This is a genomic window from Bacillus sp. GW823-FHT06A11, from assembly GCF_058795355.1.
In genome coordinates this window covers 423246-447592 of the sequence record NZ_JBXAHS010000002.1, presented here as the reverse complement: position 1 = coordinate 447592, position 24347 = coordinate 423246, and the positions used below count along the sequence as shown (strand labels likewise).

Here is a 24347-nt window from a genome sequence, read left to right as displayed (position 1 = left end):
AGATATAAACATGAGTAACTCGAATGAATTTTTAGATACACTACATGAAAAACAAGCAAAAGATGAACAAAATAGAAAGCGCCAAGGGAACGGAAACCCAGCGAAAAAAAAGCCAAATAAAACACATAAATAACAGTAAAAAACTGCCTAAAACGATCTTTTAGGCAGTTTTTTACTGTTATTTCACCGAGATAACATTTTCCCAATTCCATTTCTCATAATACCACTCTGGTATATCTACATTTTCAATCCACTTTTTTTCATGTTTTCCATCACTATGAGCTATCCATATATTAGCTTTCTTACGATCTGAACGTATCCATATTAATTGATTGCTCTTCTTCATGAAAATTGGATGATAATCGCCTTGCTTATTAGATGACTTTGTAATTTGATATTGTTTATCGCTTGTGCTATTTATCTCATATAAAGATGGAAATGGCCTTTTTTCTGGCAGAGTTTCAAACCCTCCCTCTTTTGCTCGTGAAACGATAATTACATTATCGTTCTTCCATGTAAAATCCCAATCCACATATCCTTTCGGCGTAAATGTTTGCTGCTGGAGTGCTGGCAGTTCTTTTATTTTTAAATGTTTATTCTCTAATGCAACTCTCCCGCTTCCTTCAATATAAGCCAATATGTTTTTTGATGGCGCCCATTTGAACCATTCTGTATTTAATAGCATTTGATCTACTATTTCAAACCGACTACCATCTGCTCGAACTAAGCAAAGCGTATTACTATCAGCTGACCATGAAGCTGTCGGTACCGCTAAAAATGAAATCCACTTTTGATCTGGTGACCACTTAAAGCCACTTGCTACTAGCGCTAGAAAATCATCATGTTCATTTGGCAATGCATACAAATGCTTCATTTTGTGAGGATTCATATGTGCATCTTTTTGCACTTCATATAGCTGAGCCCCTGTCCATCCTGTTGGAAGTAAGTGCGCTTCAGAGGATACAAGAAAGTTCTTTCCATCAGGATACCATGCATAATCACCCACACCAGCCGATACATTTTCAAAATCTGCATTCTTTTTTTCTACATCAAATGTATTCAATGTACCTGTAAATATAAATGCAATTATATTTTCTGTTGGTGACCATTGATAATTCGATGCTTCTGAGTGAAACGGCGTAACTTTCTTTCCATCTTTCAGCCGATATAACTCAAGAATATTTTGTTTCTCCCCTTTTACATATGCCAGCCATTCTCCATCATGTGACCACTTTGGCCCTGTTATGTTCTCTCCTTTTGTAAGTTGTTTTTCTTTCCCATCAACTTTAATCCAAAGGTTATGATGACGAATAAAAGCAACTTTCACACTATTATTTTCTGCGCTAGTAATAGCGATAGAACATAAAAACATAAACAACACTACACTACCACTTACTATTAGCCTTTTCATACCATCACTCCATTTCCCTCATAGCATTCCTCACTTTCTTCCTACAATATGTGAAAAATATCGATTCGACATAATCAGAAAAAATTTCCCAAGAAATTTTCAATTCACAGAGGATTGGTATGAATTATGTCGAAAGTATAGTTTAGCCAACATTTATATTTATAAGTTCTAACTAAAATGTAAGATTCCATTTCTGAATATTGGCACTTTTTATTAGGGGGAGTATCAATGAAAAAAACTACATCTACACTATTAAGCATGGCGCTTGTCTTTTCTAGTTTTGGAGCTTTAAGCACTCATGCTGAATCACTACAAAAGGAGAAGCAATTTAGTCCACAATTAAAAACAACGATTGAACAGTGGGGAGAACATAAAATTGCTCAAAATGTTGAAACGAAAACAACAAAAGAAATATCAGTAATTGTAGAATTGCAACATGCACCTCTCGCTGCTCAAAGTAATATTCAGCATGCTCCAGATTTACAAAATAGTAATGCGCAGTCTTATCATGCTGAGCTAAAAAAAGCACAAGAAGATACGACTAAGAAAATAAAAGAAAAAGCACCTGGTGCAAAAATTAAAGAAGTGTATAATACGTTATTTTCCGGATTCTCTATTTCAGTTCCTGGAGATCAAATTACCTCTCTTGCCTCTTTACCTGAAGTAAAAGCAGTCTATCCGAACTTAACATATAAATTGCATGAAACATCAAAAAGTACTACTAACGAAGAAGCACCAAATATCGGTGGACCGACAATTGGTGCACCTGAAGCGTGGAATTTAAAAGATCAATCTGGCAAACCGCTTGATGGAAAAGGCATGAAAGTAGCCATTATCGACTCTGGCGTAGACTATACACACCCTGACTTAAAGGCAAATTATATCGGTGGATATGACACGGTTGATGAAGATAGCGATCCAATGGATGGTAACGTACATGGTACTCATGTAGCTGGAATTATTGCGGGTAATGGAAAAATTAAAGGCATTGCTCCAAACGCTTCTATTCTAGCCTATCGTGTAATGAATGACGGTGGAACTGGTACAACAGATGATATTATCCAAGGGATTGAGCGAGCGATTCAAGATGGTGCAGATGTGTTAAATCTCTCCCTTGGGCAGGATTTAAATGTACCTGATCAGCCTGTAACATTAACGTTAGAACGAGCAGCGAAACTTGGTGTTACTACTGTCGTTTCAAATGGAAATGACGGACCAAAACCTTGGTCTGTTGATGCTCCCGGTAACGCAAGTAGTGTCATTTCTGTTGGAGCATCTACGGTTTCTATCCCGTTTCCAACATTCCAAGTAGCTGGTTCCAGCAAAACATATCAAGGGTTACCGTTATCAAAATCCGATTTTCCAATAGGAAATGATTCCCCTCTTGTATACGTTGGTTATGGCAATCCAAGTGATTATGCAAAACAAGATGTGAAAGGGAAATTCGCACTTATTTTACAAGGTACTTCTAGTACATTAGTAAAAGCAGAACAAGCGAAGCAAGCTGGGGCACTTGGTGTGTTATTAATCTCTAGCGAAAAAGAAATTAATATGATGCCGGAATATTTTTCACGTGAACATCTAGCTGTCCCAGTAATGCAATTATCAAATACAAATGGGGAAGAATTAAAAACTTTAATTACAAAACGAAAGAAAAATATAAAAATTGGACAACCAAAGCAAACAGAACTTATCGGTAACTTTAGTTCAAGAGGACCATCACAAGGAAGTTGGCTAATAAAGCCTGATGTTGTTGCACCTGGAGTACAAATTACTAGTACAGTACCGCGAGGCGGCTATGAATCGCATAACGGAACAAGTATGGCTGCTCCGCAAGTAGCTGGAGCGGTTGCCCTCTTGCGTCAAATGCATCCTGATTGGACGACAGAACAATTGAAAGCGGCTCTTGCTAACAATGCAAAAACATTACATGATGTCAATGAAAATACATACCCTGTTATGGCACAAGGATCAGGTTTAATTAACATTCCGAAAGCAGCTCAAACAAATGTATTAGTAAAACCTAACAATGTCAGCTTTGGTCTTATTAAGCCAAATAGCGGAAAAGTAAAACTGACGCAAAATGTTACATTACAAAACCTTTCTAGTAAAAAGAAAAGTTTTTCAACTCGTGTGGAGTTACTAGATGCAAACACAAAAGTAAAAGCTTCTGTCCCTTCATCGATTAGCATTCAACCGAATAGTAGTACCGAAAAACCATTTACTATCACTGTAGATAGCTCACTACCACAAGGTGTGTATACTGGAAATGTATATGTAAAAGAACAAGGGGCAAAAGAAGAAATTCGAATTCCATTCACATTTAGTATCGATCCTAAAGATTATAAACGTATCGATGGACTTGAAATTATTAATTCTACTTTTAGCCCAAATGGCGACCACGTACTAGATGATAATCTCATCAACTACTATTTAGTTGCGCCTGTGGATGATGTAACATTGCATGCAAATTTAGTTACGAAAGAACGTGTAACGTATCAAGGGATTATCCATCAAGCTAAAAATGCAACTCCTGGATACAAACCTTTCAAATGGAATGGTACAAAAACCGATGGCACTCCTTTAGCTGACGGGCTATATCAAATCGAAGCAGTTGCTTCTAATTCTGGCGGAGAAACAAAACAAACAGCTGCTGTATTTCTTGATCGAACTGCACCTAAGTTAACATACGAAGTTGACCAAGAAAATCTCGTAATTAGAGGAAAAGTTGATGATATTCTACTAGATTGGATGTCAGAATCTGGTTGGATAGCACCTGGTATTCCAGTGAGAATGCAATATGAAATTAACGGAAATGGTGTATGGGACCAGGCATTCCTGAACCCTTGGGAGAAAAGCTATGACATTTATTTCGATCGCACTCAATTACAAGAAGGGAAAAATACTATTCACATTGTAGCAACTGATGCAGCTGGCAATACCTCTAATTTAACTGTTAGTTTAGAAGTGAAATAAAGTGAAACTTTAATCAGTGGAGATTTCGTTCATCCCCACTGATTATTAGCCTTCACCAATCGGGAGTTACGGGCAGTTAATCTTCCCTCTCACTTCTTTACTCCAACCGAATTTTGAGGTAGGAATTTTACTGCTCATTAACACGGGATAAAAAATTTTTGTTGACAATTTTTTTAATATAGTTTTATAATACAAAACATAGTTTAGTTGAACGAATTATATATCGGCTTTGAAGGAATACTAGTAGCGACTTATATCACTGTCTCAGAGAACTGATGGTTGGTGCGAATCAGTACATATACAAGCGTGAATTACAATTCTGGAGCTTCTTTCCCGTAATGCTTTTTATGCATGAAGAGAAAGACGGATCTTTCCGTTATCGTAAAGTGAGTGGTAAACAATTAGTTGTTTACAAATAGGGTGGTACCGCGATTTTTATCGTCCCTATCGGATTTTCCGATAGGGACTTTTTTGCGTCCATCCTCTTACACAATTTCATATATACGCGTTGAAAGAATCGCAGTAGTATCTTATATCCCTGTTACAGAGAGCTAATGGTCGGTGGAAATTAGCACATATATAAGTATGAATTACAATTCTGGAGCTTCTTTTTCGTAGTGCTTTTATGCATGAAGGAAAAGACGGAATTTTTCCGTTATCATTAATTGAGATGTAAGTATATTTTCACTTACAAATAGGGTGGTACCGCGATTCTTTCGCCCCTATCGGACTTTCCGATAGGGGCTTTTTCTATTTCTCACAGAAACAGATGTTAAATAATTCCGAATCTTATGATAAAATTTTATAAGCGCTTACAAATTATGAAGGGAGGTGATACAAGCTATACGAAATCGATATTCAATTTTATAGAAAAAAAGGAGGATGTCTAAATGACAAAGAAAACAGAAATTCCATCGCATTTAAAACCATTCGTATCCACACAACATTATGATCAATACACACCGGTGAATCACGCTGTGTGGCGTTACATTATGAGACAAAATCATAGCTTCTTAAAAGACGTTGCTCATCCAGCCTATGTGAACGGACTACAATCATCTGGTATTAATATAGATGCAATTCCAAAAGTAGAAGAAATGAATGAGTGTTTGGCACCAAGTGGCTGGGGCGCTGTAACGATTGACGGACTTATTCCCGGCGTAGCATTCTTCGATTTTCAAGGACACGGATTACTACCGATCGCAACAGATATTCGGAAAGTAGAAAATATCGAGTACACACCAGCTCCAGATATCGTACACGAAGCCGCAGGACACGCACCGATTTTACTTGATCCTACATATGCAAAATATGTGAAACGTTTTGGGCAAATTGGTGCAAAAGCTTTCTCTACAAAAGAAGAACATGATGCATTTGAAGCTGTTCGTACATTAACGATAGTAAAAGAAAGCCCTACTTCTACTCCTGATGAAGTTAAGGCTGCTGAAAATGCTGTAATTGAAAAACAAAACTTAGTTTCTGGTTTATCAGAAGCTGAACAAATTTCACGTCTTTTCTGGTGGACAGTAGAATATGGATTGATCGGAAATATAGATGATCCAAAGATATATGGTGCTGGTCTCCTTTCTTCTGTTGGCGAAAGCAAACATTGCTTAACAGACGCTGTAGAAAAGGTTCCATTTTCTATCGAAGCATGTATAGGGACAACTTATGACGTAACAAAAATGCAACCACAACTATTTGTTTGTGAATCCTTTGAAGAATTAACAGATGCGCTTGAAACATTTTCTAAAACAATGGCCTTTAAAACAGGTGGAAAAGAAGGTTTAGAAAAAGCAATTCGCTCTGAGAACTATGCAACAGCTGAGCTAAATAGTGGATTACAAATTACAGGTACATTTAGCGAGACAATTGAAAACGATGCAGGTGAATTAATTTACATGCGAACAAATTCGCCAACGGCATTAGCGCTTCATAATAAACAGTTAGCAAATCATTCTACTTCTGTACACAGTGACGGATTTGGAACACCGATTGGATTACTCACTGAAAATATTGCATTAGAAAATTGTACAGACGAACAACTACAATCATTAGGGATTACAATTGGAACTATCGCTGAGTTTACTTTTGCAAGTGGTATTCATGTAAAAGGAACAGTAACAGATATTGTAAAAAACGATAAGAAAATTGCTCTTATTTCCTTTATCGATTGCACAGTTACTTATAACGCCCGCGTTTTATTTGATGCTTCATGGGGCGCATTTGATATGGCTGTTGGCTCACAAATCACTTCAGTATTCCCAGGTGCCGCAGATGCCGCAGCATTTTTCCCAATGGATGAAGAAGTTCACGAAATTCCTGCTCCACTTGTACTGAATGAACTTGAACGTATGTATCAAACAGTTCGAGATATTCGAAGTGAAGGGATTTTACACGACGCGCATATCGATCAATTAGTAGCAATTCAAGAAGTATTAAATAAATTTTATGCGAAAGAATGGTTGCTGCGCCTTGAAGTATTAGAGTTACTTTTAGAGCATAACAAAGGGCATGAAACATCGGCAGCATTACTACATCAACTTTCTACTTTCACAACTGACGAAGCTGTAACACGCCTTATTAACAATGGTCTTGCGTTACTTCCAGTAAAGGATGTGAAAAATGATGCTAAGATTAACTGAAGAAGAAGTTCACGAAGAATTATTGAAGGTAGATAAATGGATGGTAAAAGATGAGAAATGGATTGAACGAAAATATATGTTTTCCGACTACTTAAAAGGAGTCGAATTTGTCTCTGAAGCCGCCAAACTATCAGAAGAACATAATCACCATCCATTTATCCTTATCCAGTATAAAGCAGTTATTATTACTTTGTCATCTTGGAATGCAAAAGGTTTAACGAAACTAGATTTTGAGCTTGCAAAACAATTTGATGAACTATTTTTACAAAACGAAAAAGCAATTATAAGAAAATAAAAGGAGAAGCCTTTTTAGGCTTCTCCTTTTATTTTGAAATGGATACAATGTCCAAATGGATCCTCGACTTGTAATATTCCATCTTTGTACGTAGCAATCTTGCCAATATTTTTTAAGCTTTCACATACTTGCTCTTTTTGTTTTTCATTCGCTAGTACAACTGTGAAATATTTCAAACCAACAGAACCTGGCATTTGCGGTGGTACCTCTTCACCTTGCCATGTATTTAAACCGATATGATGATGATAACCACCTGCAGATACGAACAATGCTCCATTACGAGCTGGAATCGTTACTTCAAAACCAAGACCATCAACATAGAAACGTTTCGCTTCCTCTAAATCAGCTACATGAAAATGAATATGCCCCATCACAGTACCAGCTGGAAAGCCATTCCATGTACTTCCTTGCTGTAATAATTCTTCACCAGCTAACGGGTTACTAACAAATGGGAGTTCTCCATTCTCATCACGCCAAACTTCTTTTTGTCGATCATGATAAATTTCAATCCCGTTTCCATCTGGATCAGCTAAATAAAGAGCTTCACTAAAGTAATGATCGGCTCCGCCATGTAGTGGATATACCATCTCTACAAGATGACGAAGAACATTCGCTAAATCCTGTCTACTTGGTAATAAAATTGCGTAATGATATAACCCTGTTCTTCCTCTTTGCTTCGGAAAAGCTTCTTTCTTTTCTTCAATGATAAGAAGTGGTTCATCATTTTCATTCCCAAATGTAACGACTGCTTCTTCTTCTCTTAGCACCTTCATACTTAGTACTTCCGTATAAAACTCTAGTGATTTCTTTACATTAGATACGTATAAATGAACAACATCAAGTGTTGTATCGGGATGAAGTTGAAAACTCATCTTGTTAGCCCCCCATTTAAATTAGTTCTTCTTTGACATTTTTTCTTTTAAGAAATTATCTACAAAACCATCAGCTTTTGCAATAAATAAGTATGCACCCATTGCTAATAATGCAAGTTCTAATTCGAAACCAGGATTTTTTCCATCTCCCAATAAACCAGCTGACCATTTCACTTTTACGATTGCTCCAACCATAACAAGTGCAAATAATAACCCAATATATCTTACACCTAAACCTAGAATTAATAATAGCCCACCAACTACTTCCATTGTTGCTACACCGTATGCAAGTCCTCCTGGTAAACCAATACTTGTAAACCACCCTGCAATATTGTCAATTCCTGATTGGAATTTTGTTAAACCGTGCATGAAGAATGTTACCCCTAACACGATACGAATAATTAAGTTACCAATATGTTGATTCATTTCATTCTCTCCTTTATAGTTTTCTTATACAAAACTTTTATTTACATTACAAAACATACACTAATTTTTTTTATTCGTCAATTCATTTTCACTGGGAAAAAATATATTTTTTTTGCTATGATACAAATAGTTGTTTACAAAAAGGAGCTTGATTTTATGAATATTGGTTCTGCAATACGTGAAATCCGTCAACGTAGAGGCATAACAATTGCACAAATTTGCGAGGGAACAGGTCTTTCTAAAGGATTTATGAGTCAGGTTGAAAATAATAAAACATCACCATCTATCTCAACTTTAGAAACGATCTCCAATTTTTTAAACGTTCCCCTTCCCTATTTATTGTTAGAGCAAAAAGATCGATTAAAAATTGTCAAAAAAGAAGAACGGAAATACAGTGTATACGGCAAAGATGAGCAAAGAATTGAACATGTTGCGGAGCAAGGGGGCCTTCGCCTATCTTTAGTAGAAATCCCTACTGGATTCCCGAAAGAAAACTCACCAAATGCCCATGAAGGGGAAGAATGTCACCTTGTATTACGCGGAAAACTAGAAGTTCAGCACGGTGAAGATATTGCAATTGTAGAAGAAGGTGATTCTTTCTCATGGAATGCATGCGTTCCTCATATTGTTCGTAATATAGGAGAAGAAACTGCATTATTACTCATCTCTAGTTATGCGGAAAATCGAAAACGTGTTTATTAAATAATAAAAAAAAGAAGCCTGTTAAACAGGCTTCTTTTTTATCCCCTTATAATTCCATAACTTGTCCCAACTAGTACAGTCTTTTCATGCTGATTGCGATAAACTGACTCGATTGAAACTTTTTTATAGCCTTCCATTTTCTCAACATTTGTTAAAGTTAGTTCACAAGTGATCGTATCTCCTGTGAAAACTGGTCTAATAAACTCACTTACTAATTCTCTTGCTATGTAATGTAACTCTTCTCCCACTTTCGTCCCAATGCTAGCAGTCAATAAACCATGAACCATTAATCTTCCATTTTCATCGTATTCCACATGGTGTCTACCTTTATCACCGGTAATATTTGCAAATTCAAAAACTTCTTCCTCAGTAAATCTTCTTTCATATTTAAATACATCCCCAGCTTTTACACTCATTTTTATCCCCCTAATAATAAACAGAATTTTCTTTTATTTTATCATAAAACGAGCCTCAATCCATTCTCTATTATCAAAAGTCTCAAAATTACCTCGCTATACTTTTTTACTTTCCATTCATTTATCGGTGACCATCTCTTTTCGCGACTTGGTATCCATAATACGCACATGTTCCATTTCTCGATAGCTCTCTAACTTCAAATCCACAACTTCTATAAAAATCAAAATTGTTCGCTGATGTATGCGCAAACCAATCACCGTGGGGAAGTTTTTGCAGGCAAAGAGCTACAAGCTTCTTACCTAATCCCTTCCCTCTATATTCACACTTCACAACTAAATTTACTATGTTCGCAATCATAATTCCATCAGAAATGACTCTAACCATCGCAACCATCTCTTCCTCATCCCAAATTGTGAAAGCCCATGTTGAATTTTCGAATGCTATCGTAAATTTTTCAATTTGCCAAGAAGGGATATTATCATTACTCCAACCGGCATCTTCAAACAAAGCTTTAATTGCATATGCTGGTACGCTACTCGTTCCCTCACGAATAATAAGTCCATTATGATAAATGTACATGTAACCCCTCCCTTTATTTTCATATACCATTCTTCAAAAAATGCAATTTACCTTTAAAAAAGTAATTTTTTCATCCAACACGCTTAATAGAATAAACTAGAACATCGATTCCATGAAATGACGTTGTTTTCTCATAGCTGAGCCCGGTTTTTCTAGCAACAAATATTGAGGCGGGATGATTCGGATTAATAAGAGAAATTAATTTATTCATTCGTAATGCTTGGAAACCGTAGTCACGAAATGCTGCCGCCGCTTCTTTTGCATACCCTTTTCCCCAATACTGAGGAAGTAACCAATAACCAATTTCAATTTCCTCTTTTCCATCTATCTTCTGCTTTACCAGCCCTGCATGACCAATTCTTGTTCCCGTTTCCTTTTCAATCAATACAAATAAACCGAGACCGTTTTTATAGCTAGGAATCACCCATTCCTCCAGACTTTTTTTACACTGCATATATGTTTTTAACGTCCCATTTCCAATATAACGCATTACCTTCTCGTTCCCCCATAGTGAAGCGTAGAACTGTAAATCATCCATTGTATATTTGCGAATTTGTAAACGTTCTGTATGAAACATGCTGGCACTCCTTTCCACTAATTTTTTCTTCATTTCACGATCACGTTTTGTGTGTATACGAAATGTTACTATTTATTATAAAGTGAAACTTTAATCAGTGGGAAATTTTGTTCATCCCCACTGATTATTAGCCTTCACCAACTAGGCGTTTACGGGCAGTTGATCTCCCGTCTAACTTCTTTGCTTTAGCCGAATTTTTAGGCGGGAGTCTTACTGCCTGGAAAATAGCGGGATAAATGAACCAACGATAAAATACAGAATATTCATTCTTAATAACTAAAAAAAGCAGTAGACAAATATTGTCCACTGCATCCATATCATAACTAGCATAAAGAAAACTACAATTGAGGGGGGTGTAGGATTTTCAAATATACTAGATACTTATCCCGTTCTAACGGGCGGTAAACTTTCCAATTGTTTCAAGTGAAAAGTTTACCGCACATAAGAACTTCCTTCGTTCATTAAGATAGTATTGCTAAATAATCATATACACGCTTAGATTTCTCTCCACCCATTCGTGCATGTTGAAGAAGAGAAATACCATGAGGGCCAGATGCACGCAATGCTTCTGGTTGAGCTACTAAAATAGCTTGTACAACTTCTAATTCACCAAGCATAGCTGCTGCAAAAATATCCATCCGAGCACCCTTTTCTAGTAAATAAAGAACAATATCTTTACGACCTACATGTGCCGATGCGCCTAACGCACTTTCCCAATCTGATCCACCCCAATTATAAGAGGCGTGAAGTAAGCTTGGTGATTCAACCAATAGCTCTTGTACTTTCTCTAAATCCCCGTGAGCTGCCATAACAAATTCTCTTACTAATTCAGTGGTAATACGCTCTTCTGTTTGCATCGCTCTTCTCCCCTTCTAGAAATTCGTTTCGGTGTAAAAAACGGTTTGTCATTTCCTTGAAAAATATCTACATCTATGCCAAATACATGTTGAAACATTTCATGGCATAGTACTTCTTCTGGTATACCATCATACTGAATCTTTCCTCGCTTTAATACGAGTAAACGATCGCTATATTGAGCAGCTTGGTTAATGTCATGTAAAACCATTATAATTGTCATTCCAAACTCCTCATTTAATCGTTTCACAAGTTCCATTACTTCCAACTGGTGAACGATATCTAAAAAGGTTGTTGGTTCATCCAATAATAAGACATTTGTACGTTGCGCTAGCGTCATCGCAATCCAAGCACGTTGCCGTTCCCCTCCTGATAAAGAATGTAAAAGACGATATTCATACCCTTCAAGATTTGTAACAGACAATGCCCAATCAACAATTTCTTCATCTTCTTTATTTAAGCGGCTACTCCATGATTTATGTGGACCTCTTCCGAACTCAATTAGTTCTTTCACTGTCAAATCTAATTGATGATCATGCATTTGTGGTAACATCGCTAATTGCTTCGCTACATCAGCACTCTTCATCATATGAATATTTTTCCCATCTAAAATGATGTCCCCTTCGCTTTGTTTCAGTAGCCTTGCTATTAAACGAAGCAAAGTAGATTTTCCCGATCCATTCGGACCAATTAAACTAACGATTTCTCCAGCCTTAATATGTACATTCATATTTTGCATTTGAAATCTTTCAGAGTGTGCATAAAACACTTTGTTAACGGAAATCACGTTGTTTTCCTCCTCTATGAATTAAATATAAGAAGAAAGGACCACCTAAGAAGGACAGTAAAATACCAACAGGCAATTCGATTGGGTCAAACCAACTTCGAGCTATTGCATCCGCAAAAACAAGTAATACCCCGCCGCCAAGGCATGATAAAGGTAGCAAATATCTATAATCATTTCCAACTAATAAACGTAGCATATGTGGTACGACAAGACCGACAAATCCAATAAGACCAGACACACTTACCGCAATTCCAGCTAATAATGTACTTACTACGATTAAATAAAACCGACTTTTTTCCACATTATGTCCTAATAGTTTTGCCATTTCATCTCCAAGCATTAACACTCGAATATGCTTAATACCAAAGAAAGCTAATATAATGGCGAATATTGCATAATAAATAATCATGTTTAAATGTGCCCAACTTACACCACCAATGCCGCCCGCTAGCCACGGTAACACGGATTGTACTTTGTCACTATGTAATAACATTAAAGCTGACGTTGCTGCACCAATTAATGCATTGATTGACACTCCTACTAAGACGATTCTTGAAGGTGGTGCCCCTTTTTGCCATGATAAAGCATAAATAACCATCGCTGTTATGAAAGCTCCTAAAAACGCCCCTAGTGGTAAAAAAGCTAGATGCTGTGGGAATAAAATCATGATGACAATTGCTACAAGGCCTGCCCCAGATGAAACCCCGATAATACCAGGATCTGCAAGAGGGTTTCTCATAACCCCTTGCAGCAGTGTACCAGATGCAGCTAAACATGTTCCTACTATAAACCCAACGAGAACTCTCGGTATGCGAAGATCCCATACAATTCGATGAACTGTCGAACCTTCATCTTGTATACCTGTTAGAATGTCTCGTACAGAAAAAGATAAACTTCCTGCGAAAAGTCCGTAAAAGAGGCCTAGAATTGTTAATACAACTAAAGTAACTGCTATTATCCATCTTTTTTTCGCAAAAGGATGTTCCTTTTCTCTTACTACTTCACTACTTTCCATACGTATCATTTCCTTACATCTTGTATACTTTTATACATAAAGTCCATTGCTTCTGTAACTTTTGTCCCAGGATTAGATCCAAATAAATCAGGTGGCAAAATAACTACGCGGTTTTGTTTTACTGCATCTAAATTTTTCCACGCTTCATTTTTCATCATTTCGCCTTCGAATGCTTTTTTCACACTTTTTGGATCTCCGTGTGTAATTAAATAAATGACATCTGGATTCGCCTCAATAATACGTTCTACACTTAGCTGTGCATATTGCGGATATTCTTTCGTTTCTGGAAAATCAGAAGCAATATTTTTCCCGCCTGTTTTTTCTAAAACATCACCTGATAAAGATGTTGGTAATGCCGCTAAATAAGTACCTGGTGCGCCATACACTAGCAATGCTTTCACATCGCTCTTTTTCTCATATTTCTTCATTTGATCATTGATTTTTTGATTAAGTTCTTTTGCTTTATCTTCTTTCTTCATTACCGTTCCATATAATTCAATATTCTTTTGAATATCTTGTACAGAATTCGCAGAAGAAATGATTACTTTCGTTCCCTGTCCTTCAACCGTTGGCACATTCTTTTGGAATCCATTGTTAGCAACAAGTACATCGGGCTTTAAACTAGCAATTTGCTCAAAGTTCGGTTGATGTGCATTCCCGATTACTTTTGCTTTCTTTAACTCCTCTGGAAGAGTTAATTTCGTATCCGGACGACCTACTACTTTTCCACCTAAAGCATGAATAATATCCATGTCTCCCATACTTAATGTTGCAAAACTTTCTGGTACTTTATCGAATGTTACCTTTCTCCCTGACAGGTCGGTAATTTCGATTTTTTCTTTTCCTTTTTCTGTTTTGGTTGCAGACGCTTTTTCGTCCTCTTTGGCACTGCAACCTATTAACAAGAAAAAAATAGATAAAAACGCTGTAAATAGCGTAATAGATTTTTTCATTCCTTCACCTCTAATTGATAATGATAATCATTAACTACTATTCTACTTTAATTGATAAGGATTATCATTGTCAACATGAAACGCATACATTTTTCTACAAAAAACAAAAAGCGCGACAAAAAGATTCTTTCTTTTCGCCGTGCTCTAGTTAACAATATTATTCACATTCATTTTCCTCTAACTGGTCACGCATCACTTTCACACGCTGAAAGAAAAAGAACGATAAACTTAAAAATATAACGATGCTCCCCATCATAACAAAAAATTGGATTGTCTCTTTTGCTCCATCCGGAATCAACAAGCCAACCATTAACAATGTACTTACAGCGAGAAGAATTTGTCCGAACCTAGTATAATCTTCTATTTTCCCTTGTAATTCTTTCATTATATTCTCACTCCTCCATTTCACTTTATCATATTCTATGAAACTGAAAGACCAGTAAATACAGCCATTCTGGGAGATGTTTTCCAACAAAAAAAGAGCCGCTTTACTGCGGCTCTTTTTTAATCATTATTCACCTTTATATGCTTCCATATAAATTTCTTTCAGCTCTGAAATAAGCGGTAACTTTGGATTAGCAGTTGTACATTGATCTTCAAAAGCTCTTTCTGCTAATACTCCAACAACCTCTTCAAATTGCTCTTTATCTACCCCTTGTCCGGCAATACTCATATTAATATTTAAGCTTTTTCCAAGCTCAATAATTGCTTTGACGAGTGATTCCACACCTTCTGCTACTGAGCTTGCTGGAAGCCCGAGCATTCTCGCAATATGTGCATAGCGTTCATCTGCTACAAAGTGCTCATATTTTGGGAACAATGCGTGTTTTCTTGGCTTAATAGCATTATAGCGGACTACATGCGGCATAAGAATTGCATTTGCACGTCCGTGCGGAATATGGAATTCTGGACCAATTTTATGTGCTAAGCTGTGATTAATACCTAGAAAAGCATTTGCAAATGCCATCCCTGCAATTGCAGAAGCGTTATGCATTTTTTCCCGTGCTTCTTCATCATTTCCATCTTTATATGCTCTCGGTAAATATTTGAATACGAGATCAATAGCTTTTAATGCTAATCCATCTGTATAGTCATTTGCCATAACAGACACATACGCCTCAATTGCATGTGTTAAAACATCCATACCAGTATCTGCTGTTACATGTGGTGGTACTGTCATTACAAATTGCGGATCAACAATTGCTACATCTGGTGTTAATTCATAATCTGCGAGCGGATACTTTATATTATTTTTCTTATCTGTAATAACCGCAAATGGTGTCACTTCTGATCCTGTTCCTGATGTTGTTGGAATCGCAACAAACTGCGCCTTATTTCCTAATTCCGGATATTTACATGTACGTTTTCTTATATCTAAAAACTTCTGTTTAATGCCATAGAATGTCGTTTCTGGATGCTCATAGAATAACCACATTCCTTTTGCTGCATCCATAGCTGAACCACCACCAAGTGCGATAATTACATCTGGCTTAAAGCTTCTCATCATTTCCGCACCTTTAAAGACAGTTTCATCTGATGGATCTGGTTCGACCTCAAAGAAAACTTCAATTTTCACATCATTTGCATGCTTGTTTAAATAGTGCGTGACTGTATCCACATAGCCATGTTCAACCATTCCAGGATCCGTTACAATAAATGCACGTGAAATGTTAGGCATATTTGCTAAATACGCTGTAGCATGTTTTTCAAAATAAATTTTTGGCGGCAATTTGAACCACTGCATATTCTTTTTTCTATTTGCCAGCCTTTTTATATTTAATAAATGAGTCGCTGTTACATTTTGGGAAACTGAATTTTTTCCGTAAGAACCACAACCAAGTGTAAGTGATGGAATAAATCCGTTATATATATCCCCTATTCCACCTTGTGATGAAGGTGCATTTACAATGAGACGGCAAGCTTTCATACGTAATCCAAATTGCTTTTGCACTTCTTTATTTGTAGAATGAATAACTGCTGAATGTCCTAAACCACCGAGGTTCAACATTTCTTCGCAATATGTAAATCCTTTTTCTAATGAATTCGCCTTCACACAGGCTAATACTGGGCTCAGTTTCTCACGAGATAACGGGTATGCTGCTCCGATACCTTGAATTTCAGCTACAAGCATTTTTGTATGTTCAGGAACAGTAATCCCAACTAATTCGGCAATATACTGTGCTGATTTTCCTACAATATCACTATTTACTGCACATGTATTTTCATTTATAACGAGCTTTTCTAATTTTTTTCTTTCTTCTTCTGTTACAAAGTAACAATTGTTTTCGATCATTTCTGTTTTAACATCATCATAGATTTCTTTATCGACAATGATTGCTTGTTCCGATGCACAAATCATACCGTTATCAAATGTTTTCGATAAAATTAAATCATTAACAGCTCGTTTTACATGTGCTGATTTTTCTATATAACACGGTACATTACCAGGCCCTACACCTAGTGCTGGTTTTCCAGTAGAGTAAGCTGATTTCACCATACCAGCGCCTCCAGTTGCTAGAACGAGTGCCACACCCTCATGGTTCATTAATTGTTTTGTCGCTTCGACAGACGGTCTTTCAATCCATTGAATACAATGTTTTGGTGCACCAGCTTTCATTGCTGCATCATATACGGTTTTCGCTGCTGCCACCGAACAATTTTGTGCAGAAGGATGAAATGCGAAAATAATTGGATTTCTCGTTTTTATCGCAATCAAAGCTTTAAACATTGTTGTCGACGTTGGATTCGTTACTGGTGTTACCCCAGCTACTACACCGACAGGTTCTGCAATTTCTATTATTTCTTCATGAGGATCTTCGTGAATAATTCCTACCGTTTTATCTTGCTTTATACTATGCCAAATATATTCAGTGGCAAAAATATTTTTAATGCATTTGTCTTCATAGACACCACGGCCTGTTTCTTCAACAGCCAATTTTGCAAGTGGCATATGTTGATCAACACCTGCTAATGCCATTTCATGAACAATGTTGTCAATCTGCTCTTGTGTAAAACTTTCTACTGCTTGTAAAGCTTGTTGACCGTTATTTACTAACGTATCAATCATCTCTTTTACCTCTTGCATTTCATTTACAACTTTCTCTTTGACTACCATGTAAATTTCCTCCTATTCTGTTATCACGGTCTTTATAAGTCCCTACAGGTCATAATAAGTCCCGATTAGCGAAAAAAAATAGAGTTACCGTCCTACATGAATCCCATTGTTTGTGAAACATTTCACAAGTTTACTCGTGAATAACATTTCATGAATTCAATATACATGAAATCATTTCATTTGTGTATGTCTAATTTGTGAAATGTTTCACAAATTAACATAATAAAAATGCACTGCTCCACATTAGCAGTGCATTTTTTATTACGCTAGCGCTTGTGCTAAATCTTCAATTAAATCTTCACCATCTTCAATACCGACAGAAATACGAATTAATGTATCTGTAATTCCTAATTCTTTACGGCGATCTGCTGGGATTGATGCATGTGTCATTTGAGATGGGATAGAAATTAAACTTTCTACTGCTCCTAAGCTTTCAGCAAGTGTAAAGTATTGCAGTTTCTCAAGTACTTTATTTAATGTTTCCTCACTATCTACATCAAACGAAATAATAGCACCAAATCCATTTGCTTGTTCTGTTGCTAATTCGTGGTTTTGATGTGATTCAAGACCTGGGTAATATACTTTATTTACTTTTGGATGATTATTTAAGAATTCAGCAATAGCGCGTGAATTCGTTTCATGTTCTTCCATACGAATTCCTAATGTTTTTAAACCGCGAAGTAGTAAGAAGCTATCTTGTGGTCCAAGAATACCTCCTGTTGAGTTTTGTACAAAGTGAAGGTCTTCTGCTAGTTGTGGGCTATTTACCACTACTAGACCTGCAACTACGTCACTATGACCTCCTAAATATTTCGTTGCACTATGAAGTACAATGTCTGCTCCTAAAGAAATCGGCGACTGCCAATATGGCGTCATGAATGTATTATCAATAATTGTTAATAAATCTTTCTCTTTAGCAAGAGTAGATATTTTCTTAATATCAGTAATTTTTAGTAATGGGTTCGTTGGTGTTTCCACATAGATCGCTTTCGTATTTGGACGAATTGCTTCTACAACTTCCTCTAAGTTTGTTGTGTCTACAAATGTATGTTCAATACCGAAGCGGTTTAATACTTTCGTAATAACACGATACGTTCCACCATAAACATCATCTGTTAAAATAACGTGGTCACCTTTTGAGAACAACATAATTGTCGCTGTAATAGCAGCCATTCCAGAACCGAATGCAAATCCAGCATGACCATTTTCTAATACAGCAATCATTTCTTCTAAAGCTGCACGTGTTGGGTTACCTGTACGTGAATATTCATATCCTTGATGCTTACCAACCGCTTCTTGTTTGTACGTACTTGTTTGATAGATCGGTACGTTTACAGATCCAGTTGAAGGTTCTCCTATGCGAATACCATGAATTAACTTTGTCTTTGCTCTCATTTTTTATTCCCATCCTTTGTATATGTCTTTACTTAAATAGCGCTCACTACTATCAGGAAAAATGGTTACAATATTTGTACCTGGTGCTGCCTTCTCTGCCTCAAGTAAGCTCGCATGAAATGCTGCTCCTGAAGAGCTCCCAACGAGAAGTCCTTCTTTTTGCGCTAATTCTTTCACTCGTAAAAATGCATTTCGATCAGAAATCGTATGAATTTCATCAAAATAAGATGTCTTCAAAAATGGCGGGATAAATTCCAGTCCAATTCCTTCGGTCTCATGTGAACCAGCCTTACCACCATTTAAAATAGATCCTTCTGGCTCTACGATAACTGTTTTAATATCTATATTTTTTTCTTTCAAATAAGATGCAGTCCCCATAAACGTACCGCCAGTTCCTGCTCCAGCAACAAATATGTTAATCTCTCCATTCAGTGCATCCCAAAGTTCAGGACCTAGTGTTTTGAAATAAGCACGCGGGTTTGCTTCATTCGCAAACTGACTTGGAGAGTATGAATTCGGTATTTCATTTACTAATTCTTTTGCTTTTGCAATTGCACCGGTCATTCCTTGCTCAGTCGGTGTATGCACGACCGTTGCACCTAGTGCTTTCATTAATTCTTGTTTTTCAATACTAAATTTCTCTGGTACACAAACGATAACACGTAAATCATGTTCTAATGCTGCAAGTGCCAGTCCAATACCAGTATTCCCAGCAGTCGGTTCAATAATTGTTCCACCTTGGGTAACAAGCCCTTTTTCTAGCGCATCTTCGATTAATTCTCTTCCTAAACGATCCTTAACGCTTCCGCCTGGGTTATAAAATTCAAGCTTTGCAAATAAGCGGACCCCTTTCGGAAGTGAAAAACGAGTAATTTCTACAATTGGTGTATGACCAATTAACTCATGAACTCCACGATATACATTCATCGTGTTCTCCCCCTTGTTTGCCAATAAAGAAAAGGCAACTGTATGTATTTTCTTTATATGAGACAGTTGCCTTTTTGTTACATTACTTTAACTCTTCTAACACTTTTACGATAAAGTTTGTAGAATGAAGAGCTGCTTGATCTAAAAACTGATCAAATGAAACATTTGATTCTTTACCAGCAATATCAGAAAGTGCGCGAATGATAACAAACGGAACTTCATATTGGTGGCATACTTGTGCGACAGCTGCTGCTTCCATTTCTACCGCATAAAGATTTTCAAATTTATCACGGATGGCTGCAACGCGGTTCGGATCACTCATAAATGAATCGCCTGTTGCAATCATGCCTTTTACAACTTGAATATTTTCTTCAGTTTGCATACATTTCTCAGCTAATGCAACTAACGCCTCATCAGCTTTAAATCCAGGCGGCATTCCTGGTACTTGACCATATTCATAGTTAAATGCTGTTACATCTACGTCATGGTGACGAACTTCAGTGGAAATAACTACATCACCAACGTTTAGAGAATGATGGAATCCACCAGCTGAACCAGTATTAATTACTTTTTCAGGCTTATATTTTTCTAATAAAATTGTCGTTGACATCGCTGCATTTACTTTACCAATACCAGACTTTAACAAGATTACTTCATGTCCTGCTAATAGCCCTTTCGTAAATTCACAACCTGCAACCGTTTCTGTTTCTGCTTGTTCTAATTTGTCACGTAAAATACGTACTTCTTCTTCCATTGCTCCAATTACAGCAATTCTCAATCTAATCCCTCTTTCTATTGCTTAGTTGCCTCCATTACCCAAACGAAATGATTTAATCTCGTAAACGTTACATGGAAGCCATTGTTTTCAAAAATAGTCTGCATAACTGGAATACATGTATAGTATTCCGTTTGCAAATCGTTTGCTAACTGGTGAAAACCTCTTTGTTTTGCAGTTTCAACAGTTTTATCATATGCATCTTGATCTGCAAATATCGTATCAGCAAACACTATTTTACCACCTTTGTTTAGCAATTGACTATACTTCGCAACCGCTACATTTTTTTCATCATCTGTTAAATGATGAAATGCATAGGTGCTTACAATGGTATCAATTGAATTTGGGACTTCAAACGAAAGAAAATCACCTTCTGTAATCGAAAATTCTTTTGGCAATTTCTCTTTTGCAATCATACGCATTTCACGCGACGGTTCTATACCGTAAACTGTGCGGCCAGCAAGTAATAATTTATTTGTTAAATTACCTGTACCGACACCAAATTCTAATACATTACCAAATGACTTGTTAACTACATCCTCTAGAATATCCTCATAATGGGCGAAAACTTCTTTATATTGTATATCTTCGCCTTGTACGAATGAGTCGTACGTATGAGCCCACTCATCAAATAAACCATTAAATTCTGTGCCCATAAAAATCCCCCTTTTTCTTATCGGTTTTATCAGTATGATATTCCCTCTTTCTAAAAATGTCAATTGAAATGTACATGGTATTTCCTTCTTTTCTTTGTTACACTATAGTTGATTACATAGGAGAGGGGCCGTCTTCATGTCATTTACCTTTGAAATGTTAGAAGATAAAGTAGAATTTTTTGAAGCGGGAGACTTAGCTTCTTTAGAACGAAAAATTAGTGAACAAATCGATAATAATAAAGCACTTATGCTTGAAGTTCATCACATCTCACATCAAATGGTTATGGATCCTGAAAGCAAAAGACCGTATTATAGCGCGGTTGTTCATTTTAAATTAAAGAAATTGCGTTAACTAAAAAAGAGAAGCTCCTAAGGAGCTTCTCTTTTTTAGTTTAGAGTTTGAACAAGTACTGGTTTCCAGCCCTCATTGTCTACCCAATCAATATTTACGTAATATCTTTTTCCACTTTGCTTATCTTGAACGTCACCATAAGCTTTACTCTTTCCAGTTTTGTCTCTTCCAACAAAATGGAATACTAATTGCTCCTTCGGTACTTCAATACCTGCAGCAATTGCACTTTGCATCTCATTCCAATCTGATGACCCCTGTTTAAACGTCATCGCTGGTGATGAACCTTGTTCTGTTCCTACAGCTTTCCAAGAAGGTTTTGTATAAGCCTCTTTTGCCTTGGATACAGTTTTTTCAGCTGATACTTTCTCGTTAGCTTTCGCTTCTTCTTCAGCTTTTTTCTTTTCTTCCTCAGCCTTTAACTTCTCTTCTTCAGCTTTTTGCTTAGCTTCTGCTTGCTCTTTTTCTTTTTCTTTTTTCTTAGCAGATTCTTTATCTTCTGATTTTCCAGCTTTCTCATTCTTTGTTGTTTGTTGAGAGACTTTCTTATCAGTAGAAGATGCTTGCTCTTTCGTACTAGGAACGAACAATTGATATGCTACAATAGCTACTAATAGTAATACAATAGCGATTGCAATATTTAAAACACCGTTTTGACGACGTTTTTGTTGTTTCTGTTGGAATCTTGATCCTCCTGCCATTCTCCAAACCTCCATGCAGTTTTTCCTAATTGCTATTGTAACATTAAATCTAGAAAGGTTGAACATTTACAATGATATTTTCATGAAATGAAAACAATTCACTATAAATTGCAAGATTACTTTTCATTCTCCAATTGATAGATTGCTCCTACCATATCTTTAAAAATAGGTGTTACTTTATTCACTTTGTTATCAGTCTCTAGATCAACAACAACTAAAGCATATCTTGGATTCTCATACGGAAAATAACCTGCAAACCAGCGATTCACCCTCGTCCCTTTCCCTGTTTGCGCTGTCCCGGATTTTCCAGCGACACTGAGCGGTAACGAGCGGAATGCCGTTCCTGTTCCTTTCTCCCTTGTTACAACGCCTCTTAATAACTCTTGTAATGTTTTCACTGTTTCATACGAAAGCTGTTTTCCATGTAACGTATGGTTCTCAAATGTAAAAAAATCCGCTCCATTTTTATATACTATTTTTTCAACAGCTTTCACTTCCATCTTTTCTCCATTCCTCGCAATCGTCGCCATCATATTAGCAATTGCTAGAGGTGATATACGTACATCTTTCTGTCCAATCGCTGTTTGCTCTACCGCTTTTTTACTATTTTTGTTTTCTTCATTCCCCCAAATAGTAGTGCCTTTTTCTTCTGGCATTTGCTCGAAATGAGGTGTATGAAATACAGAACCTTTCCATCCGACCTTTTCATTTGCTCCTAAAGCTGCTACGTATGTTTCTAGCACCGTCCTATCCTTTTGTAATAGCTCGTTACCTAACTCGGAAAATGTCCTGTTACAGCTCCTAGCAAAGCTCTCTTTGAAGTTAAGTGTACCCATCATAACTTGTGGGTCGTTTTCACCATATAAATCTTTATTACAATTAAATGTCCGATTAAACAAATTTACTTTTTGATCAATGACTGCAGCTGCAACTACTGTTTTAAAAACAGAGCCTGGAAAATGCGGCGTTAACATTTGATTTTCAAGTGTAGTCTTATATAAATTCTTATCTCTTACTTGTAAAGACGGCTTACTGACCATCGCTAATATTTCATTTGTCTTTACATCAAGTAATACTAATCCCCCCTTCTTTATTTCATTTGCTTCAATCACTTCTTCTGCTTTTTGCTGCAACCCTTTATGTAAAGTAGTTTGAATCCTAACTGGGTAAAATGGATTTCCTGGTGAAGTATATTTCGCTTGCTTTCCGAAAATTGGTTCTCCTTGCCGATCTACTTGATACAATACTTTTGCCTCTCCATCAGTCAATAAAAATTCATCAAAAGATTGCTGTAATCCTGAAATACCTATCGGCGTTTGTTTTGAAATTTTTTTCACTTCTCCATATCGCTTTTGAAATTCTCTTTCGTTCTCCCCTACATCACCAATTAAATGATTTATCTCCCCAGTTTGTTTTAATCGCACTTCAGCTGCTACAATACCTAATACATGTAATTGATTCACCTTCTCCATCTGCTCTCGTGTCACTCGAAATGGAGCAGTTTCCCCTTGCAGTATAAATGCATTTTTTTTATTTTTCATTTGTCTTCTGATCTCTTGTCTCGACACACCAATGATATGCGCGATTTTCTCTAACATGTCATTTTTTATTTGTAAAAATGGAAAAACAATTAAAACAGGATACTTTTCCTCACCTATTTCTTTACCACTACGATCTATAAACTGCCCACGTCCATCGTCTACTGCAATGGATTGCGTACGTTGCGTAACACTTTTTTCAATTAAATTTATTTTGCGATCAGTAAATGATTCTGTATCTATAATTTGGATTTGAATTAAACGACAAAGCAATAAAAACATAATGCCCATAAAACAAATTAAAACAATTGTAATTCTCCGTTTTATTTTCATAAAAAAACACCTCGTCTATTATAGTTTGGACGGAGTGTTTCATCTTTT

At 36.5% G+C, this 24347-nt stretch carries 24 protein-coding genes and 2 other annotated features; of the genes, 6 read left to right on the top strand and 18 right to left on the bottom strand.

Features of this window, described 5'->3' with window-relative positions:
• Positions 1-10 precede the first annotated feature (10 nt).
• Complete coding sequence (locus AC1Q8L_RS10765) at positions 11-133, top strand: DUF4023 domain-containing protein (protein ID WP_000071866.1); 123 nt, start codon at positions 11-13, stop codon at positions 131-133.
• A 45-nt stretch (positions 134-178) separates the two neighbouring features.
• Here the strand turns inward: AC1Q8L_RS10765 and AC1Q8L_RS10760 are convergent, their stop codons facing one another.
• Positions 179-1411, bottom strand: a complete 1233-nt coding sequence (locus AC1Q8L_RS10760) for a TolB family protein (protein ID WP_098311715.1) — start codon at positions 1409-1411, stop codon at positions 179-181.
• 228 nt (positions 1412-1639) lie between these two features.
• On the opposite strand from AC1Q8L_RS10760, the gene AC1Q8L_RS10755 reads away from it, so the two are divergent.
• The 3 genes from AC1Q8L_RS10755 to AC1Q8L_RS10745 all read left to right on the top strand — a co-directional run bounded on the left by AC1Q8L_RS10755 (position 1640) and on the right by AC1Q8L_RS10745 (position 7327).
• Complete coding sequence (locus AC1Q8L_RS10755) at positions 1640-4387, top strand: S8 family peptidase (protein ID WP_098311716.1); 2748 nt, start codon at positions 1640-1642, stop codon at positions 4385-4387.
• Positions 4388-4607: 220 nt separating this feature from the next.
• Positions 4608-4836, top strand: a binding site (T-box leader).
• 50 nt (positions 4837-4886) lie between these two features.
• Positions 4887-5114, top strand: a binding site (T-box leader).
• A gap of 163 nt (positions 5115-5277) precedes the next feature.
• Positions 5278-7032 (top strand): aromatic amino acid hydroxylase, encoded by a 1755-nt coding sequence (locus AC1Q8L_RS10750; protein ID WP_000163188.1) that lies wholly within the window; start codon positions 5278-5280, stop codon positions 7030-7032.
• Positions 7013-7327 (top strand): 4a-hydroxytetrahydrobiopterin dehydratase, encoded by a 315-nt coding sequence (locus AC1Q8L_RS10745; protein ID WP_000979537.1) that lies wholly within the window; start codon positions 7013-7015, stop codon positions 7325-7327. The genes AC1Q8L_RS10750 and AC1Q8L_RS10745 overlap by 20 nt, the downstream gene beginning before the upstream one ends.
• A 14-nt stretch (positions 7328-7341) precedes the next feature.
• Here the strand turns inward: AC1Q8L_RS10745 and AC1Q8L_RS10740 are convergent, their stop codons facing one another.
• Positions 7342-8199, bottom strand: a complete 858-nt coding sequence (locus AC1Q8L_RS10740; protein WP_000009846.1) for a VOC family protein — start codon at positions 8197-8199, stop codon at positions 7342-7344.
• Positions 8200-8220: 21 nt separating this feature from the next.
• Positions 8221-8625, bottom strand: a complete 405-nt coding sequence (locus tag AC1Q8L_RS10735; RefSeq protein ID WP_001071555.1) for a DoxX family protein — start codon at positions 8623-8625, stop codon at positions 8221-8223.
• Positions 8626-8781: 156 nt separating this feature from the next.
• Between AC1Q8L_RS10735 and AC1Q8L_RS10730 the strand changes: the two genes are divergently transcribed.
• Positions 8782-9327 carry a helix-turn-helix domain-containing protein gene (locus tag AC1Q8L_RS10730; RefSeq protein WP_001020693.1) on the top strand — a complete coding sequence of 182 codons (546 nt, stop codon included), beginning with the start codon at positions 8782-8784 and terminating at the stop codon, positions 9325-9327.
• A gap of 38 nt (positions 9328-9365) precedes the next feature.
• Here the strand turns inward: AC1Q8L_RS10730 and AC1Q8L_RS10725 are convergent, their stop codons facing one another.
• From AC1Q8L_RS10725 to AC1Q8L_RS10665, 13 genes are all read right to left on the bottom strand, one after another.
• Positions 9366-9743 (bottom strand): hotdog family protein, encoded by a 378-nt coding sequence (locus AC1Q8L_RS10725; protein WP_098311717.1) that lies wholly within the window; start codon positions 9741-9743, stop codon positions 9366-9368.
• Between the two features lie 121 nt (positions 9744-9864).
• The gene (locus AC1Q8L_RS10720) at positions 9865-10323 is read right to left on the bottom strand and encodes a GNAT family N-acetyltransferase (protein ID WP_000276127.1); all 459 of its coding nucleotides are present in this window, start codon (positions 10321-10323) and stop codon (positions 9865-9867) included.
• A 70-nt stretch (positions 10324-10393) separates the two neighbouring features.
• Positions 10394-10933: a GNAT family N-acetyltransferase gene (locus AC1Q8L_RS10715; RefSeq protein WP_002024815.1), complete on the bottom strand. Its 540-nt coding sequence runs from the start codon at positions 10931-10933 to the stop codon at positions 10394-10396.
• A 428-nt stretch (positions 10934-11361) separates the two neighbouring features.
• Positions 11362-11757: an ankyrin repeat domain-containing protein gene (locus AC1Q8L_RS10710; RefSeq protein ID WP_001192767.1), complete on the bottom strand. Its 396-nt coding sequence runs from the start codon at positions 11755-11757 to the stop codon at positions 11362-11364.
• A complete protein-coding gene (locus AC1Q8L_RS10705; protein ID WP_000626528.1) occupies positions 11724-12542 on the bottom strand; it encodes an ABC transporter ATP-binding protein in 819 nt (272 codons plus the stop codon). The genes AC1Q8L_RS10710 and AC1Q8L_RS10705 overlap by 34 nt, the downstream gene beginning before the upstream one ends.
• Positions 12529-13557 (bottom strand): FecCD family ABC transporter permease, encoded by a 1029-nt coding sequence (locus AC1Q8L_RS10700; protein WP_002082127.1) that lies wholly within the window; start codon positions 13555-13557, stop codon positions 12529-12531. The genes AC1Q8L_RS10705 and AC1Q8L_RS10700 overlap by 14 nt, the downstream gene beginning before the upstream one ends.
• A 5-nt stretch (positions 13558-13562) precedes the next feature.
• Positions 13563-14510, bottom strand: a complete 948-nt coding sequence (locus AC1Q8L_RS10695) for an ABC transporter substrate-binding protein (RefSeq protein WP_000748441.1) — start codon at positions 14508-14510, stop codon at positions 13563-13565.
• A gap of 157 nt (positions 14511-14667) precedes the next feature.
• Positions 14668-14895, bottom strand: coding sequence for a YrhC family protein (locus AC1Q8L_RS10690; protein ID WP_000661454.1), 228 nt, complete (start codon positions 14893-14895; stop codon positions 14668-14670).
• A gap of 126 nt (positions 14896-15021) precedes the next feature.
• Complete coding sequence (gene adhE / locus AC1Q8L_RS10685) at positions 15022-17625, bottom strand: bifunctional acetaldehyde-CoA/alcohol dehydrogenase (RefSeq protein WP_492339437.1); 2604 nt, start codon at positions 17623-17625, stop codon at positions 15022-15024.
• Between the two features lie 261 nt (positions 17626-17886).
• Positions 17887-19020 (bottom strand): bifunctional cystathionine gamma-lyase/homocysteine desulfhydrase, encoded by a 1134-nt coding sequence (locus tag AC1Q8L_RS10680; protein WP_001201921.1) that lies wholly within the window; start codon positions 19018-19020, stop codon positions 17887-17889.
• A gap of 3 nt (positions 19021-19023) precedes the next feature.
• Positions 19024-19947 (bottom strand): O-acetylserine dependent cystathionine beta-synthase, encoded by a 924-nt coding sequence (locus AC1Q8L_RS10675; RefSeq protein WP_001103877.1) that lies wholly within the window; start codon positions 19945-19947, stop codon positions 19024-19026.
• A gap of 82 nt (positions 19948-20029) precedes the next feature.
• Positions 20030-20725, bottom strand: a complete 696-nt coding sequence (mtnN, locus tag AC1Q8L_RS10670; protein WP_001217027.1) for a 5'-methylthioadenosine/S-adenosylhomocysteine nucleosidase — start codon at positions 20723-20725, stop codon at positions 20030-20032.
• A 14-nt stretch (positions 20726-20739) separates the two neighbouring features.
• A complete protein-coding gene (locus tag AC1Q8L_RS10665; RefSeq protein ID WP_098311718.1) occupies positions 20740-21378 on the bottom strand; it encodes a class I SAM-dependent DNA methyltransferase in 639 nt (212 codons plus the stop codon).
• 136 nt (positions 21379-21514) lie between these two features.
• On the opposite strand from AC1Q8L_RS10665, the gene AC1Q8L_RS10660 reads away from it, so the two are divergent.
• The gene (locus AC1Q8L_RS10660) at positions 21515-21730 is read left to right on the top strand and encodes a YrzA family protein (protein ID WP_000010984.1); all 216 of its coding nucleotides are present in this window, start codon (positions 21515-21517) and stop codon (positions 21728-21730) included.
• Positions 21731-21765: 35 nt separating this feature from the next.
• Here AC1Q8L_RS10660 and AC1Q8L_RS10655 read toward each other — a convergent pair whose 3' ends face one another.
• Both AC1Q8L_RS10655 and AC1Q8L_RS10650 read right to left on the bottom strand, forming a co-directional pair.
• The gene (locus AC1Q8L_RS10655; RefSeq protein WP_000897094.1) at positions 21766-22428 is read right to left on the bottom strand and encodes a YrrS family protein; all 663 of its coding nucleotides are present in this window, start codon (positions 22426-22428) and stop codon (positions 21766-21768) included.
• Positions 22429-22544: 116 nt separating this feature from the next.
• Positions 22545-24299: a peptidoglycan D,D-transpeptidase FtsI family protein gene (locus AC1Q8L_RS10650; RefSeq protein WP_000695142.1), complete on the bottom strand. Its 1755-nt coding sequence runs from the start codon at positions 24297-24299 to the stop codon at positions 22545-22547.
• Positions 24300-24347: the final 48 nt, after the last annotated feature.